Raw genomic sequence first — 16,342 nt, 5'->3', positions numbered from 1 at the left:
TTCGCGAGGCGACTGACGCCTTGCTTGCGCCTTCACCCCCAGCCAAGGTGGCGCTCCTGAATGTCCACCCCAACCTTGGGTAGAATATGATTCGCGCTTCGCGCCTGACACTACTTGCCGCCGCCGGCCTGTCTCTGACCGCCTGCTCGGCGCTGCCCAAGCTTCCCATGCCCTCGCTTGGCGCAAACCCGCCCTTCGCGGAGTCCGTCCGGCCAACAGGGCCGACCCTGGCCGAGCTGAAGCCAGGCCAATGGGCGCACGAAATCTCTGATGTCGCGCCGGACCCGCGCGTGCGCTTCGGCGTCCTGCCCAACGGCATGCGCTACGCCCTGGAGAAGAACGCCACCCCGCCGGGTCAGGCCGCCCTGCGCCTGTGGTTCGACACGGGATCGATGATGGAGGCCGACGACCAGCAGGGTCTGGCCCACTTCCTCGAGCACATGGCCTTCAACGGCAGCACCAACGTGCCTGAAGGCGAGATGATCAAGATCCTGGAGCGCCACGGCCTGGCCTTCGGCGCCGACACCAACGCCTCCACCGGCCTGGATGAAACCGTCTATCAGCTGGACCTGCCCAAGACCGACGACCCGACGGTCGACACCTCGCTGATGCTGCTACGCGAAGTGGCCGGCGAACTGACGATCTCGCCCGAGGCGGTGGACCGCGAGCGCGGCGTCGTCCTGTCCGAAGAGCGCACGCGCGACAGTCCCAGCTATCGGGCGCTGATCAAGTCCATGGACTTCCAGATGGAAGGCCAGCTGCCGCCCAAGCGCATTCCCATCGGCAAGACCGAAATCCTGAAAACGGCGCCGGCCCAGAAGATCCGTGACTACTACGAGGCCTATTATCGTCCCGAACGGGCCGTGGTCGTAGCGGTCGGCGACTTCGACCTCGACGTCATGGAAGCCAAGATCAAGGCGCGCTTCAGCGACTGGAAAGCCAAGGGGCCGGCCGGCGCCGATCCCGATGTCGGCAAGGTGGCCAAGCGCGGCGAGACCGCCAAGGTCGTCTTCGAACCCGGCGTCTCGTTGGCGGTTCAGATGTCCTGGGCCGCCACGCCCGACGGCCTGATCGAGACCAAGGCCGTCGACGCCCGCGATACGCTGAGGAATCTGGGCTTCGCGGTGCTGAACCGTCGCATGCAGGCGCTGAGCCGCGCGGCCGATCCACCCTTTATCGCTGCCGGCGCCTTCACCGGCGATCAGTACGGCGCCGTGCGGCTGACCACCCTGGGCGCGACCGCCCAGCCCGGGCGCTGGCGCGAAGCCCTGGTCGCCCTGGACCGGGAACAGCGCCGCGCCCTGCAATATGGCGTACGGCAGGACGAACTGGATCGCGAGATCGCCGACATGCGCTCCAAGCTCGTGGCTGCGGCCACCGGCGAGGCCACCCAGCGCACCACCAGCCTGGCCGGCGCCCTTGTCGGGACCCTGGGCGACGGCGAGACCGTCACCAGCCCCAGCCAGAACCTCGCGGCCTTCGACGAGATCGTGAAGGGCCTGACCGCCGACCGCGTCAGCGCGGCGCTAAGGGCCGCCTTCGCGGGGTCGGGCCCGCTGATCCTGATCCCCACGCCCACGGCGATCGAGGGCGGCGAAAAGACGGTGCTGACCGCCTATGACGACGCCCGCAAGGTCGCCGTAACACCCCCCGCCGCGCCCAGCACCACGGCCTGGCCCTATTCCAGCTTCGGGCCGATCGGCAAGGTCGTCGAGCAGACGGACATCGCCGACCTTGACGCCGTCATGGTGCGCTTCGAGAACGGCGTGCGCCTGACGGTCAAGCCGACCAAATTCCGCGACGACCAGATCCTGATCAAGGCCCGCATCGGCCATGGTCTGCTGGACCTGCCGTCCGACACCCAGAATCCCCTGTGGTCCGGATCGGCCTTCATCGAGGGGGGCCTCAAGCAGATCAGCGCCCAGGACATGGAGCAGGTGCTGACCGGCAAGATCTGGAACGCCAGTCTCGGCGTCGAAGACGAAGCCTTCACCCTCAGTGGCCGCACCCGCCCTGAAGACATCGAGACGGAGCTGCAGGTTCTGGCCGGTTTCGCGACCGAGCCAGGCTGGCGCCCTGAAGCCTTCTCGCGGATCAAGACCTACTACGGCACGATCCACGATCAGCTGGAAACCACCACCGGCGGCGTGCTGGGCCGGGATCTGGGCGGCCTGCTGCACAACGGCGACAAGCGCTGGACCTTCCCGTCGCGCGCCGACATCGCCTCGGCCTCGATCGACGGTCTCAAGGCGGCGGTCACCGATCCGCTCGGCAAGGGCGAGATCGAAGTTCTGGTGGTCGGCGACATCACCGTCGACAAGGCGATCGCCGCCGTGGCCGGGACCTTCGGCGCCCTTCCGCCGCGTCCGGGCGTGACGGACCTTTCCCGCGCGCACCAGATCGCCTTGCCCGCACCCTCTCCAAAGCCGGTGGTGCTGACCCACAAGGGCCGGCCCGATCAGGCGCAACTGGTCATGATCTGGCCGACAGACGACCTGTTCTCCGACCTGCAACGCTCGCGCGACACGTCGGTCCTGGCCCAGGTGATGCAACTGCGGCTGACCGACGAACTGCGCGAAAAGCAGGGCGCCACCTATTCGCCCTCGGCCTCGGCGACCCACAGCGTGACCTTCAACGACTGGGGCTATCTGTCGGTCAGCGTCGAGGTTCCGCCGGAAAAGCTGGACGCGGTGATCGCGTCCATCCGTCAGATCGCCGCCGACCTGCGCGACAAGCCCGTCACCGCAGACGAGCTGGACCGGGCCAAGAAGCCTCGGATCGATCAGATCGAAAAGGCGCGCGCCACCAACGAGTACTGGCTGACCAATCTGGCCGGCGCCCAGACCGATCCGCGGGTCCTGAACGCCACGCGCTCGGTGATCGCCGGGCTGGAACGGGTGTCGCCCGCCGATGTCCAGAAAGCGGCCAGGACCTTCCTGGGCGACGACAAGGCCTGGACCCTGCTGGTCAAACCGGAAGGGAAGTAGACCCCGCCGCTCTCAGGGACGAGAGATCGCAAATACGAAAAGGCCCTCTCGCCTTGCTGGCGAGAGGGCCTGATTTTTGCCTGGCAGGCTGGCCCTAGAGCCTTTTAGCCTCACATGGAATCATGTGAGGCGTCTAAAAAGGCTCTAAATCAAACATTTAGAGCGTGATAACCGCCGAAACCGCGTACACTTTCGGCTATCACGCTCTAGGCTCCAGACTCATTGGGCCCACCATATGATGATGGCGGCGATGAAGACGGCGCTGGCAAAGATGGCGGCGAGCTTGTCGTATCGGGTGGCGACACGCCGCCAGTCCTTGAGCCTGCAGAACATCCGCTCGACCAGATTGCGCTGCTTGTAGGCCTCCGGATCGAAGGGCTGCATGCGTTTTCGGGTCGGGTTGTTGGGGATGACCGGGGTAGTTCCCCGTTCGATCAGGAAATTGCGCAACTTGTCGGCGTCATAGGCGGTGTCGGCCAGGCAGAGGCGCGCACTGGGAAGCGGCTCAAGCAATGACCGGGCGAAGGGGGCGTCGCCGCGCTGCCCGGCGGCTATTTCAAAGGCGATGAGGCGGCCTTTGCCGTCGACGACGGCGTGGATCTTGGTCGTGCGGCCGCCGCGCGAACGGCCGATCGCCTGGATTTCGGCCCCCCTTTTCCGCCACCCGCCGAGCGGTGGGCCTTGGCGCTGGTGGAGTCGATCATGTGCACGTCGTCGGGGCTGAACGCCACCAGGGCCGCGAACAGCCGCCGCCAGACACCCTTGATCGTCCAGCGCCGGAACCGGTTGTAGATGGTCGTTGGCGGGCCATAGACTGCGGGACAGTCTTGCCACCGGCAACCCACCTTCAGCACATGGATGATACCGCTGATGACGCGCCGGTCATCGACCCGATGCGCGCCCGACTGGTTTTTCGGCAGCAACGGATCGATCACCGCCCACTGCCGATCCGACAACCAGAACTCTCCAGCCATGATTCAACCTCCGTTTCGGAGATTGAATCACAACAAGAATATATCATTCAAGTGTTTGATCGGGTTTCGACCCTAGGGCAAGGCGCGAGAAATCGGACTCACGCGCCTTGCTCCAGGTTTTTGCTTTCGCATCGTTTCTGCGGAAAACCGGCGTCCACTTTTCCGCACGATGCTTTAGTAGACCACGCCGCCGACGCCGCCATCGAGGCTGAAGCTCATCGACGTGGTGCTGCGCTCTTGGACCATTTCCTCGCGATAGGCCGTGTAGGTCTCGCTGGTCAGGATGGTCAGGACCTTGATGCCCGCGCCGAAGCGGCGCAGCAGCGACCGCTCGTTACAGTCGCGGGCGGGGCGTTGCGGGCGGCAGGTCACCGTGCCCGCCTGGCCGGCGCCCGGCGTATGATACAGGGCGTCGTTCTTGGCGCAGATATAGGTCTGGGCGCCCTTGCCGCCGTTGCTGATATCGATGCCGCTCTCATAGTCGCCGATCATGTACTGCATGCGCGCACCGGCGATGCAGCGATACAGCTCCCCGTCATACTGGTCGTCGATGTCGCGATCGGGGGTGACCTGCGAGGCCGGGTGCGGCACGTCGCGATCGTCCAGACAGACAGCGCGGATGACCACACGACGCAGCTTGGTGCGGGTGGCCTCATACGACGCGCGGCGACGCTGCTCGCCGCCCTCGACATTGAGGCCCTGGATATAGCCGGTGGCCATGGGCCCCGAATAGTAGCCGCCGTGCGTGCCGCCACCGTAATAGACGGTGCTGCTGGCTCCCGCGCTGGCGCCCGCCCCCGCGCCTGAGGCGGCGCCGGCCGAAGCGCTGGCGCTGGCATTGGCGTTGACGATCACGGTGGCGCCGACATTGATGTTGACGCCGGGGATATTGACGTTGTGACCGGGCGTGCAGCACGGGGTGCTGGGCGGCCTCGGCGGCTTGGGCGGCGGGCTCGGCGCCGTGCAGCAGGTCGGGGTCGTCGGGCAACCCGTGGTGCAACCGGCGGCATAGGCCGCTCCGCCCAGCAGCAGGCCTCCCAGCAAGGCGCCAAAGCCCCACATCAGCCCGCGCATCGATCGTTTCGGCGCCTTCATGGCGTTTCCCTTCGCACGATGTCGTCCGACCCTTCAGCCAGCAAGAATCGGGCCGCGCCCCGCCACCCGCCCGGCTTGCGCCATAACGGGACAGTCGGGGCTTGGCCCGGATCTCCTAGCAAGCCTTGTGCGGCGCAAAACGGCCGCGGCAGGACCCGCCAGGGGACGACGATGTTCCATCCAAGCACGGAACGATTGATAGACTATTGGCGTGATCGGAAAGTCGACGCCGCCGCGCCGGCGCGCGCCGACATCAATCCGGGCGATTTCAACGACCTTCTGACCCAGGTCTTCATCGTCGGGCGCGAGCATCTGGGCCAGATGCCCTTCCGCCTGACCGGCGGCTTCGTCGCCGATCTGCACGCCCGCGACCTGCGCGGCCAGGACCTGCTGAGCCTGTGGGCCCTGTCCCACCGGCTGGAGCTGAAATCCTCACTGGAAGTGGCGCGTCGCCGCCGTCAGCCGGTGGTGGTCACCGCCGACATCCGCGCCAAGGGCGTCCCCTCGGTCGGCATGGAGGTGCTGTTTGCGCCCCTGCGCGGCGCCACTGGCGAGACCGACCGGTTCCTCGGCTTCTATCAGCCCATCGCCATGATGCAGCGGCTGATGGGGCGCCCGGCCCAGGAACTGGCCGTCCGCCAGATCCAGCCCCTGGGCCTGGACAATGCGGACGGCCCGCAACTGCGCCTGGCCACCCTGCACGGCCGCCGCATCGCCTAAAGCATCGTGCGGAAAAGTGGACGCCGGCTTTCCGCAAAAACGATGCGAAAGCAAAAACCTAGAGCAAGGCGCGCGAGTCCGATTTCACGCGCCTTGCTCTAGGCTGGCGGCGCGGCGAGAACAGCCTTTAAGCCGCGACGGCCCGGCCATCCTCGAACACCGGCGCGTCGACCGGCAGCAGGGTCGCGCGGCCGCGCAGCAGGTCGGCCGCCCGCTCGGCGATCATGATGGTCGGGGCATTGGTGTTGCCGCCCACCAGGGTGGGCATGACCGAGGCGTCGATGACCCGCAGACCGGCCACGCCCTGCACGCGGAGCTGATCGTCGACCACCGCCATCGCGTCCCCGGCCACACCCATGCGGCAGGTGCCAACCGGGTGATAGATGGTTTCGGACTTGGCGCGGATCCAGGCGTCGAGGTCGGCGTCGGTCCGCACGTCGGCGCCTGGCGCGTATTCGGCGTCGCGATAGGGATCCAGCGCCGCCTGGGCCACCACCTCGCGCGCCATGCGAACGCCTTCGCGCAGGGCCCGGCGATCCTCGTCGGCGGCCAGATAGTTGGCCAGGATGGTCGGATCGTCGAACGGATCGGCCGAGCGCAGCCCCACCTTGCCCCGGCTTTCGGGACGCAGCTGGCAGACGTGCAGGGTGAAGCCGTCCTTCTCGATCAGGGTCTTGCCGTGGTCCTGCATGATGGCCAGCACGCCGTGGATCTGCAGGTCCGGACGATCCAGATCGGGCCGCGACTTCAGGAAGGCGCCCGACTCCAGGAACTGCTGCCGGCCCAGCCCCTTGCCCATCAGCATGTAGGACAGGCCGGTGCCCAGCTTCTTGAGACCCTTGTTGGCCGAATAGGCGCTGACCAGATTCTTGCTGGTGTAGGACACGCACATGTCCAGATGGTCCTGCAGATTGCCGCCGACCCCCTTTGACTCCTGAACCACCGCCACGCCGTGGGCCTTGAGCTGGTCGGGATCGCCGATACCCGACAGTTGCAGGATCTGCGGCGACTGCACCGCGCCGGCGCTCAGCAGCACTTCGGCGTCTGCATGGGCCGTGTGCGCCTCGCCACGCTTGCCGACCACATAGTCCACGCCGACGGCGCGCCCCTTTTCGATCAGGATCTTCGTGGTGCGCGCCTCGGTGACGCAGGTCAGGTTCGGGCGGGACAGGGCCACGGCCAGATAGGCCGCCGCCGCGCTCCAGCGCTGGCCATCACGGATCGTCAGGTCATAGGGACCAAAGCCTTCCTGCTGGAAGCCGTTGAAGTCCCGCGTGGTCTTGTAGCCCGCCTGACGGCCGGCCTCGACAAGGGCGGGATAGAACGGACTGGCGGACTCGCCCTTCGACACGTGCAGCGGCCCCTGGCCGCCGTGATAGGCGTCGCCGCCGCCGTGATGGGTTTCCGAGCGCTTGAAATAGGGCAGCACCTCGGAATACGACCAGCCCGACAGACCCATCTGCCGCCACTGGTCATAGTCACGCGCGTGGCCGCGGATATAGACCATCCCATTGATCGCCGAGCTGCCGCCCAGGCCCCTGCCCCGCGGCCACCACAGCTTGCGGCCATCCAGGTGCGGTTCAGCCTCGGTCCAGAAGCCCCAGTTCTGCTCGCCCTTGGCCTTGATCAGCTCGCCGACGCCGGCCGGCATCTTGACCAGGATGGAGCTGTTCTTGCCGCCGGCCTCCAGCAGCAGGACCTTGATGTCCGGGTCTTCCGTCAACCGCGCCGCCAGCACGCACCCGGCCGAGCCAGCGCCGATGATGATATAATCGTAGCGTTCGCTGCCCATGATCCTGACGCCTTCCCTGAATGTTATCGTTGTTAAGACAACAGTGCAGCGGGTTTTGGCGGGACGCAAGCGCTGACAGCGTATGTGTCGGGACCACTTAGAATTGTCCCGGATACAAGCTAGAATTGTCAATAATGCGAGGTAGTCGCAATGTTGCCCAGCACTGAGCGCTTGGTCGACCGTGCGCCAAGAGCGGACCTTGATGACGCTCCAGGAACACGACCTTCGTAAATCTGGCGCGCTACGCCATCGCGCATCGCTGGCTTCGTAGTTCTCAGGTTCGCGAGCTACAGGTCGATCTGCTCTGACATCTCGAGAGCAGCTTCGACCTCGATGACACGGGTCATTTAGACGTATGCGACCGCCCCGTTGCGCTATGCTGGACCGGAAGGATTCGGCGAGATGGATCAACCCGCGACAAGTCCAAGCGCATCGGGCCCGGCGGGAGCCGCACATCGAGGCGAAGATCCCGTACAAGAACATGATATGACATTCGCCGGCTCTCCCTGCGCATATCCATGGAAGCACCTGAACCTGCGCGCCTAAACTCTCGGAAACCGCTTGCTTCTGGTCGGGTGTCCACACACCGACCGTGTCCAGGGTTGGACCAAGGCCAAACTAGCGCCTATCGCCGGCCGCCGCCGCACGGGCTGCCAAAACGATCGCCCCCAGCACACCGGAATTTTCGCCCAAGGCCGGCGGCGCAATATAGGCTTGCAAGGCCTGCGGCGAACTGAGCTCGGGCAAATAGTCACCCAGCCAGGATCTCAGCCGGACGCGCACCTGCTCCTGAAGGTGGTCCGCCTGGCCAACACCACCGCCGAGCACGATCCGGCGCGGCGCAACGGTGTAGGTGAGCATGGCCACCATCTGGGCCAGATAGTCGGCGATCAAGTCCCACACCGGATCATCGACCAAAAGCGTTTCACCGGGACGCCCCAGACGGGCGGCGAGCGCCGGGCCGCTGACAAGTCCTTCAAGACAGTCGCCATGAAACGGGCACACGCCGGCAAAGGGATCGCGTTGCGGGTCGCGCCTGACCGGCAGATGGCCCGCTTCAGGGTGCAATGCGCCGCGCACAGGTGCGCCGTTGACCACAACGCCAACGCCAACGCCGGTTCCAATGGTCACATAGGCATAGTCGTCAAGACCCGCGCAGCACCCCCAACGCCCCTCGCCCATCGCCGCGCCGGTCACATCGGTCTCCAGTCCGATGGGAAGACCTAGACCCTCCAACGCCCCGATAAGGTCGGCGCCTGACCAGCCCGGCTTTGGCGTGGAGAGTATGTGGCCATAGTCGCTCGCCGTCGGGTCCAGCCGCACGGGCCCGAATGTCGCCACACCGATTGCGTCCAGACCGTGTGACTCAAGACGCGAGTCCAACAGACGCCTGATCGCCCCCAGCGTCTCATCTGGCGTCGTTGTGGGGATGCGAATGCGATCGCTCAAATCGTCCGGCCCACTGCCGAATGCGACCACGACCTTGGTGCCGCCAATTTCAACGCCTGCGAACCGGTTCATTGATCACCCACCCACCACAGCACTTCGTAAGCCGCCAATTGCAGGCGCTTGGCGTCAAGACGCTCGCCCGTCAGAAGATCATATCCTGGGCCGTCCAGCCCGCTGGGGCGGTCAGAACAGACAGGGCTTTGAGAGAGATTGGCCAGGCACAAGAACGGCCTCCCGTCCTGGCGCGCAAAGGCCAGAACCGACGGCGCATCGAGCGCGATCGGCATGGCGCGGCCAGACACACCCAGCGCATTCAAGCCCCGGGCTGCGGTCCCGAAACGACGCAACGCCAGGGAAAGGCGCCCGCTCGTCCCTTCCCCATCCAGGCCAAGCTTGGCCTGCGCCCAATCCATCTGGGGTCGGTGAAGCCACCGCCCCTCTGCTTTGGTTTGCGGATTGACGAGGTAGGACTCGTCGTTACCCAGGCCAATCTCATCGCCCATATAGATCAACGGCCAGCCGTCGAGCGCGTGAATGACCCCGTAGAGGAGCAATAGCCTCGCCTGCGCCGCAGCCTGATCAACGTCCGGTTTGCCTAGCCCGACCAGCGCCGACGCCATGCCATTGGTCGAAGGCGCCCCGCCCGGCGCGGTCTGAAATCGCCGACCGCCGGAGAAACCCTCACCATCATAGAATTTTGACCATCGCGCCAGGTCGGCCGGCTCGGCGTAGGCGGACAGCGCATTCCAGATCAGATCGTCATGACAACGGACATAGTTGAGCCATGCCGCATGATCGGGTCGCGCGGACGCCGCCGCCATGACCCTGCGCACAATGCCAGCGTCCTGATCGGCCAGTCCGCCCCAGAGCGCGGTCATGACGCCATTGTTGTAGGCCAGATCGCAGCCGTCGGCGTCGCGTCCAAAAAAGGGAAGCACATCGTCCAGACTCTCGATCGCTTCGGCCAGCAGCACGACGCTAGGCGCCGCCAAGGTCAGCGCGGCGCGAAATGCCTCGATAATCGCATAGGTCTGGGGCTGGTTACGTCCATTTGTGCCCGGCCCCTTCCAGAGATAGGGCGCACTATCGAGCCGAAAGCCCTGAACGCCCCGGTTGGCCAGGAACAGCAAGACATCCAGCATCTCCAGAAAGACATCAGGATTGGCGTAGTTCAGATCCCACTGGAAGGGGTAGAAGGTCGTCCAGACCCATCCGCCCATGTCGGGGTCATAGGTGAAACTTCCCGGGGCTGTGTCGGGGAACACGTCAACGAGGGTCTCTTCCCAGCGGTCGACATCAGCCTTGTCCTTGATGACACAGTAGTAGGCTCGATATTTTGGATCACCCGCTCGGGCGCGCTGGGCCCAGACATGCTCGCTGGCGGTATGGTTGCAGACAACATCCAGGAGCAAGCCCATGTCGCGTTCGCGCGCGGCCTCGGCCAGGCGCTCCAAGCCCGCCATATCGCCAAGCGCAGGCTCAACCTGGCGATAGTCCGCCACGGCGAACCCGCCATCGCTGTCGCCTTCGCGCGCCTTGAGCAGCGGCAGCGGATGCAGCCAGCGCACACCCAGGGCCTTGAGATAGTCCAGTCGCTCCGCCACGCCATCAAGCGTGCCGGCGAACTTGTCGACATAGAAGGTGTAGACCGTCTCGCCCGAGCGGCTCGTCCAGTTCGGCTGGGCGCTGCGCTGCTGATCCAGCGCCTTGAGACTGTCGGGGCGCTCGGCGTCTGCCGCCTCGACAAGTCTCCGCACGCGCTCGACCAGCGCGTCGGCGCGGTCGCCATAGAGATCAGTGAGGCTTTGGCCGATCCGGCGCCAGACGGTTTCATGTGACCCAGACGACGCCTGCTCAACGTCCAAAGGAGTCACTTGCACGTCTTCCAACATGCCGAACCGACGCAACCGGTGGTGAATGAACTCAAGGATTTTACCCCATAGGCTGGTGAACAAAGGCGCGGACAGTCCGCCTGCCGTCATGCGATCGACGCGCGCTCCTCGGCGTCGGGATCGATCGCGAGGCGAGACTCGGTGTCGAAGATCATTGTCGCCGCGGCCCGCGAGCTGACCGGCGACCATGGCGCGAGCCCTGCGTGATTGGGATCTCCCGTGCGCGCGAAGGCGATAAAGGCGTCAGCGACCTGGCCGCCCAGCATCCGGGCGACATCACCCCCGCCGGTCATGGAATCGCAGCGATCGGTGTTGGCGAAAGCGAAGGGAATATCCAGGCAATGAAAAGCGCGCGGCCGGTGATCCAACACCGGGGTTTGCCAATTGAACCAGTAGAGATAGGCCGGGGCGCGCGCCAAAGCCGCCTTCGCAACAGCCTGGTCGACCGCAGCCTGGCGGATTGGCGCCGTGGCGATACGGGACCACAGATCGAACGGCGCGGCCCCGGGTGTGCGCAGCCGAAAAGCCTTCACCACCGCCGCGCCCCGCCCAGGCAGGAACGCCTCCGCGCGAGCCGCCAGGTCGGCCTCGGTCATGGCTTCAAACTGGGGCTGGTTGATTCCTGTTACAAACTCATTGAGCGTCGATCCGATGATCATCGGCACGTCCGCGGAGATCGAGGGCGCATGGGAATGAAAGGGCGAGGCCGGCAACACCGCGCCATCGACGACAGGACCAAAGTTCATATTGTCGGGGATCCGGCGCACGTCGACAAAGCCATCAAACGGCTTGTTCACGCGCGCCAGGACAGCTTCGCTGGCCGACTTCAGACGGGCATAGGACATCGTCTGAAGCTGATCGATCTGTCCTGGTTCCAAGCCGAGCTCGGCCAGCAACAGATCTGAAAGCGCGCGCGCCTTGTCTTTGGACGTGGCCAGACTGAACGAACCGCACATCACGACGGCGCGATGAAAAAGTCCCTTTGCGGCCGGCATGCCCATCAGCATGGAGACCTTCGCCCCGCCCCCCGACTGGCCGAAGATCAACACACGCTCGGGATCCCCGCCAAACTGGCTGATATTGTCCCGCACCCATTGCAGGGCCGCGATGATGTCGAGCATGCCGACATTGCCCGATTGAGCAAACCGCGGATCAAGGTGCGATAGATCCAGATAGCCCAGGAGATTGAGGCGATGATTGAGGGTCACGACGACGACATCGCCGCGCCGCGCCAGATTCTCGCCGTCAAAAGCAGGCAGATCATGACCCGAGCCCGCCGCGAACCCGCCGCCATGCAGCCAGACCATCACCGGCCGCTTGCCTTGGTCGGCCAGACCTGGGGTCCAAACATTGAGCCGCAGACAGTCTTCACTCGCGACGGCGTCGTTCCATTGGAAAATGAACGCTTCTTCGTCGTTGAAGCGCCCGGTTCCCTGATCTTGTGGACAGATAGGGCCGTACTGGCGAGAACTGCGAACCCCCGACCAGGGCTCGGGCGGCTGGGGCGGCAAGAAGCGGTTGGCGCCCGCCGTGGAGGCGCCATAGGGCACGCCCTTGAAGGTCGAAATCCCATTGCGAACATAGCCGGCGACCCGCCCGGCCGTCGTCAACGCCTCAGCTTGTCCGGCTCCCGCCTTTAGCCCCGACATCGCCGCGCCTCGCCCACGCGGCTTGGGAACGGCGGCGCTCGCTGAGCCCGCAATAAGAGGCGCGCCAACCGCAAGAGCCGCGCCTCTGAGAAGAGATCGTCGGCCAAGACCAGGCTTTGGCCTATCGTCAAAAGCTCGGGTCATGACGCACGTCATCCTTCGCTGTCGTCGCCGACAACCGTAGAGAGCGCACGCTGGCGCTCCAAAAAAGGAAACGCAGAACGAGCACAAGCAGGAGTCGCTCGTTCTGCGCGGGGCCAAGGCGCTCCATGTGATCGCCTCGAAGACGCAGGGCTATCAAGCCGCCGGCCCCTGAGTGGGGAGGAATGGGCGGTGAGACCCCTCAGGCCTCACCGCCCGCCGGGCGATTAGTTCAGGTCGAAACTAAAGCCGACACCGATGGTCCGCGGACGGGGGCCGGCCAACAGGGTCGGGCCGTTGGCGGCGGTGGGGCCGCGCTCGTCGGAGAGATTGTCGCCAAAGAGCTTGATCTCATAACGGTCCATGCGAAGCCCAATATTGGCGCGATACAGTTGATAGGGATCCAGAGTGTCAACAGTGGCGTCGCTGTTGCGCGCCCGGCCCACCGCCGTTGCCGAGGCATTGGCGAAGAGATCGTATCGGCCGATGCTCTTCTTGTAGTTCGCATCCAGGCGCCAATTGTAGGGCGGGGTGTTGAACAGCCGCTGACCGTTGGCGTTGCGCGGGTTGGCCGCAGCGAAGGCTTCGACGACGTTGGTGAATTCAGAGGTGTTCACATTGCCGACCACGGTCAGGTTGAGGCCGGTGAGCGGGGTGTCCCACGACGCCTCGATATCGATCCCCTGGGTCTTGGCGTCGCCGAGATTGGCGAAGGCCGAGAGCCCGATCGAGGTGTTAAAGGCGGCCTGAAGATTGGTGTATTTGATGTCGTAGGCGCTGATCGACAGCCGAAGCTTGTCGTCGAACAGCTTGCCCTTCGCGCCAATTTCAATATTGCGCAGCTTGTCAGGCGTCAGCGACAGACTGCTGGGCACACCGTCAGCGATCACGGCGTCGGCCTGGGCCTGGGACTGCAAAATGCCACTTCTAAAGCCGGTGCCGGCATTGAAAAACAGCATCCACGTCTCGGACGGATAGTAGGCGAGATTGGCGCGCCAGGTCAGGGCGTCGGGCTTGGCCTGGCTGGTGACCAGGGCGCCGTTCGTCACAGATTCAGACGATCGTTTGTCGGCAAAGTAGCGAAGGCCGACCAGCGGTACGAGTTTACCGCCAAGCAGGTCATAGCTCACCTCGGAGAACACCGAAGCGTTTTCGGTCCGGGTGATGGTGCTGCCGCCCAGTTGCAAGGTCGGGAAATCAAGGCTGAACTCGTAGACGCCTTTGGCCTTCTGATAGAAGGCGCCGCCAACCCAGTGCAGCGGACCGTCACCCGAGGTGGACAGACGGAACTCGTTGACGAAGCTGTTGGCGTTTCCACCGTTGATCAGAGTGCCGATACCCAGCGGCGCGCCCAGGTTCAGGGCCACGCCGAAGCCGCCCGGCAGGGACTTCTGATAGGACGTGGCGTTGGTCAGGGTCAGGCCATCGAACTCGTAGGTGACCGTGCTCGAATAATAGTTGGCGCGACGGCGGTCATAGCCCTCGACCGTGCCCTGGTAAGCCGCGTAGGGCGGATCGACCGAGTTCATGACATTGAGGTAGTCCTGGTCGGTGCTGAACCGCCAGGCGCGCAGCCGGACCGTAGTGCGAGCGGTCGGCTCCCACAAAAGGACGGCCTGAATGTTCTTGGAGACGATGCCGTTCGCGTCGGTCTTGTCGGGCGTTCCGACCGGAGCGCCGCTATAGATATCATTGTAACCCGCGCGCTTGTCATATCCGCCGCTGATCCGCAGACCCAGCTTGTCGTCGATCAACGGGATAGAGACTGCGCCGGCCACGCGGTAGTTGGGATCGCCCGCGCCCTTGGTGCCCGACAGCTCGCTTTCGCCCGTGAACCCGACCCGGTTCAAGCTCGGATTCTTCGTGTGATAGATGATGGCGCCGCCCATCGAGCCGGAGCCATAAAGCGTGCCTTGCGGACCGCGAAGCACCTCAACATGATCGATGTCGAAATACTGCAAGGGCGGCGCGGCCTGGTTGTTGGGAACCCCAAACGGCGTATCATCCAGGTAGTAGCCGATCATGCCGTCACCGACCGGACCGCCGGCGCCCGAGCCGCGGAACGAGAAAATGCGATAGCCCGCCCCGATCTCCTGAGCCTGCGAAGCGCCCGGGATCAGTTCAATGAGATCGGCGCCATCGCGAACGCCGCGCTGCGCCAGAACTCTGTCGGAAAAGGCCTGGATCGCGACAGGGGCTCGCGCAGCGACCTGCGAGCCTGACTTCAGCGCGGTCACAACGACCTCATCCAAGGCCTCTGCGCTGGCGCGGTCACCTTGAGGCTGCTGCGCCAAGGCTGGCGTACACGTGGCGAAGGACGCCCCCAGGAGCGCGGCGAAACTGCCGCCCCGCCACAGAGCTGCACGCCAGAACGCGCGAGATGACGACTTGCTCATTGCTTATCTTCCCCATTTTCGTTGCTTTACGCAATCGATTGTCAGTTAGAATTATAGATGTAACTATAGATTTCAAGGGCCGACTTCAGCACTCATGGCCCCCGTGTATTCAGTGACGGACCGCCCTTGCCTAGGCTGCGGAGAACGCCGCCCCTAGTCCACTTTTCCAGGCCGCCGTGAACTCTTTAGACACCCGCGCTTGAGGGGCGATAAAGTCGAAGCCATGATAGGCGCCGGGTGTCAGGTGAAATTGGGTTGGCACGCCGGCAGCCACCAGCCGCCGGGCATAGTTGAGATCCTCGTCGACAAAGAGATCGATGGCGCCGACGCCGATAAAGGCCGGCGCCAACCCCCGGAGGTCCTCAAGGCGCGCGGGCACGGCGCCATACGGCGCGGTCGCGCCCCCGGCGGCTGCGCCCAGAAAGCTGCTCCAACCAAACCGGTTGCCCGCCTCGTTCCATCCGATGACGCCAATGAACGGCGGCACGCGTCGACTGCTGCCGGTGCGGTCGTCGAGCATGGGATAGATCAGAACCTGATAGCAGAGACGAACCTCTCCGCGATCACGCGCCATGATCGCCACCATCGCGGCCAGGCCGCCACCGGCGCTCTCCCCCATCACGGCGATCCGCGTCCGATCAACGCCCAGCGCTTCAGCGTTCCGATGCAGCCAGACCAAGGCCGCGTAGCAGTCCTCAACGGGCCCGGGAAAAGGCGTCTCCGGCGAAAGCCGATAGTCGACATTGACCACGACGCAATCGCGCTCGGACGATATCGTCTGGCACATCGGGGTAACATCCTCGACGCGACCCAGGATAAAGCCGCCGCCATGGATGTGCAGCAAAGCCGGGCGCAACGCCCCAGCCGCCCCGGCGCCAATCAGTTGAACCTTGACGTCAGGCTGACCCGCAGATCCGGGAACCGTGCGCAGCTCGACCTTAGGGGCGGGCGCGGGCAGAGGCGGCGACGCAGGCGGTATCTTGGCGCGGATCGCCACGACCGCTTCGCGCGACCAGGCCGGCAAGGGGCTAGCCATGACCCGCAACGCGCCCTCGCGCAATTCCGGATCAACCCGCCGCAACATATCGGGCTGTTCAGCCTCAGCGGCGAAGGCAAGCTCCGGGCCCATGCCTATCGCAAAAGCGGATCCCAGAAGAGCCGCATGCAGATCGCGTCGTGATAGGGTCAAGGGTCGCCTCCCGCTTTTTTTGGAACACTACGATTCCTTTGAGACAGTGGTCACCCAA

General features: G+C 64.8%; 9 protein-coding genes and 1 pseudogene. 2 read left to right on the top strand and 8 right to left on the bottom strand.

Annotation, left to right across the window (positions count from 1 at the left end; genetic code table 11):
* Positions 1-167 precede the first annotated feature (167 nt).
* A complete protein-coding gene (locus ACW18B_RS08240) occupies positions 168-2,987 on the top strand; it encodes a M16 family metallopeptidase (RefSeq protein ID WP_492051650.1) in 2,820 nt (939 codons plus the stop codon).
* Positions 2,988-3,206: 219 nt separating this feature from the next.
* On the opposite strand, the pseudogene ACW18B_RS08235 reads toward ACW18B_RS08240, so the two are convergent.
* Positions 3,207-3,961: pseudogene (locus ACW18B_RS08235) on the bottom strand (IS5 family transposase).
* A 174-nt stretch (positions 3,962-4,135) separates the two neighbouring features.
* Positions 4,136-5,056 carry a hypothetical protein gene (locus ACW18B_RS08230; protein WP_492051079.1) on the bottom strand — a complete coding sequence of 307 codons (921 nt, stop codon included), beginning with the start codon at positions 5,054-5,056 and terminating at the stop codon, positions 4,136-4,138.
* A 171-nt stretch (positions 5,057-5,227) separates the two neighbouring features.
* On the opposite strand from ACW18B_RS08230, the gene ACW18B_RS08225 reads away from it, so the two are divergent.
* The gene (locus ACW18B_RS08225; RefSeq protein WP_492051077.1) at positions 5,228-5,776 is read left to right on the top strand and encodes a PAS domain-containing protein; all 549 of its coding nucleotides are present in this window, start codon (positions 5,228-5,230) and stop codon (positions 5,774-5,776) included.
* Between the two features lie 127 nt (positions 5,777-5,903).
* Here the strand turns inward: ACW18B_RS08225 and ACW18B_RS08220 are convergent, their stop codons facing one another.
* The 6 genes from ACW18B_RS08220 to ACW18B_RS08195 form a co-directional block, all read right to left on the bottom strand.
* Positions 5,904-7,568 (bottom strand): choline dehydrogenase, encoded by a 1,665-nt coding sequence (locus tag ACW18B_RS08220; protein ID WP_492051075.1) that lies wholly within the window; start codon positions 7,566-7,568, stop codon positions 5,904-5,906.
* A gap of 618 nt (positions 7,569-8,186) precedes the next feature.
* The gene (locus tag ACW18B_RS08215; protein ID WP_492051073.1) at positions 8,187-9,089 is read right to left on the bottom strand and encodes an ROK family protein; all 903 of its coding nucleotides are present in this window, start codon (positions 9,087-9,089) and stop codon (positions 8,187-8,189) included.
* The gene (locus ACW18B_RS08210; RefSeq protein WP_492051071.1) at positions 9,086-11,098 is read right to left on the bottom strand and encodes an alpha-amylase family glycosyl hydrolase; all 2,013 of its coding nucleotides are present in this window, start codon (positions 11,096-11,098) and stop codon (positions 9,086-9,088) included. The genes ACW18B_RS08215 and ACW18B_RS08210 overlap by 4 nt, the downstream gene beginning before the upstream one ends.
* A complete protein-coding gene (locus ACW18B_RS08205) occupies positions 10,996-12,789 on the bottom strand; it encodes a carboxylesterase/lipase family protein (protein ID WP_492051070.1) in 1,794 nt (597 codons plus the stop codon). Before ACW18B_RS08205 ends, ACW18B_RS08210 begins: the two co-directional genes overlap by 103 nt.
* A gap of 137 nt (positions 12,790-12,926) precedes the next feature.
* Complete coding sequence (locus ACW18B_RS08200) at positions 12,927-14,936, bottom strand: TonB-dependent receptor (RefSeq protein ID WP_492051068.1); 2,010 nt, start codon at positions 14,934-14,936, stop codon at positions 12,927-12,929.
* A gap of 289 nt (positions 14,937-15,225) precedes the next feature.
* Positions 15,226-16,224, bottom strand: a complete 999-nt coding sequence (locus ACW18B_RS08195; protein WP_492051066.1) for an alpha/beta hydrolase — start codon at positions 16,222-16,224, stop codon at positions 15,226-15,228.
* Positions 16,225-16,342 lie beyond the last annotated feature (118 nt).

The organism is Caulobacter sp. FV2ps19 (assembly GCF_058681035.1).
This window is presented reverse-complemented; position numbering and strand designations above follow the sequence as displayed.

Coding starts and splice junctions, on each gene's coding strand:
- ACW18B_RS08220 (WP_492051075.1), bottom strand. CDS start 7,568: ATGGGCAGCGAACGCTACGATTATATCATCATCGGCGCTGGCTCGGCC.
- ACW18B_RS08230 (WP_492051079.1), bottom strand. CDS start 5,056: ATGAAGGCGCCGAAACGATCGATGCGCGGGCTGATGTGGGGCTTTGGC.
- ACW18B_RS08195 (WP_492051066.1), bottom strand. CDS start 16,224: ATGGGCCCGGAGCTTGCCTTCGCCGCTGAGGCTGAACAGCCCGATATG.
- ACW18B_RS08225 (WP_492051077.1), top strand. CDS start 5,228: ATGTTCCATCCAAGCACGGAACGATTGATAGACTATTGGCGTGATCGG.
- ACW18B_RS08240 (WP_492051650.1), top strand. CDS start 168: ATGCCCTCGCTTGGCGCAAACCCGCCCTTCGCGGAGTCCGTCCGGCCA.
- ACW18B_RS08210 (WP_492051071.1), bottom strand. CDS start 11,098: ATGGTCGCCGGTCAGCTCGCGGGCCGCGGCGACAATGATCTTCGACAC.
- ACW18B_RS08215 (WP_492051073.1), bottom strand. CDS start 9,089: ATGAACCGGTTCGCAGGCGTTGAAATTGGCGGCACCAAGGTCGTGGTC.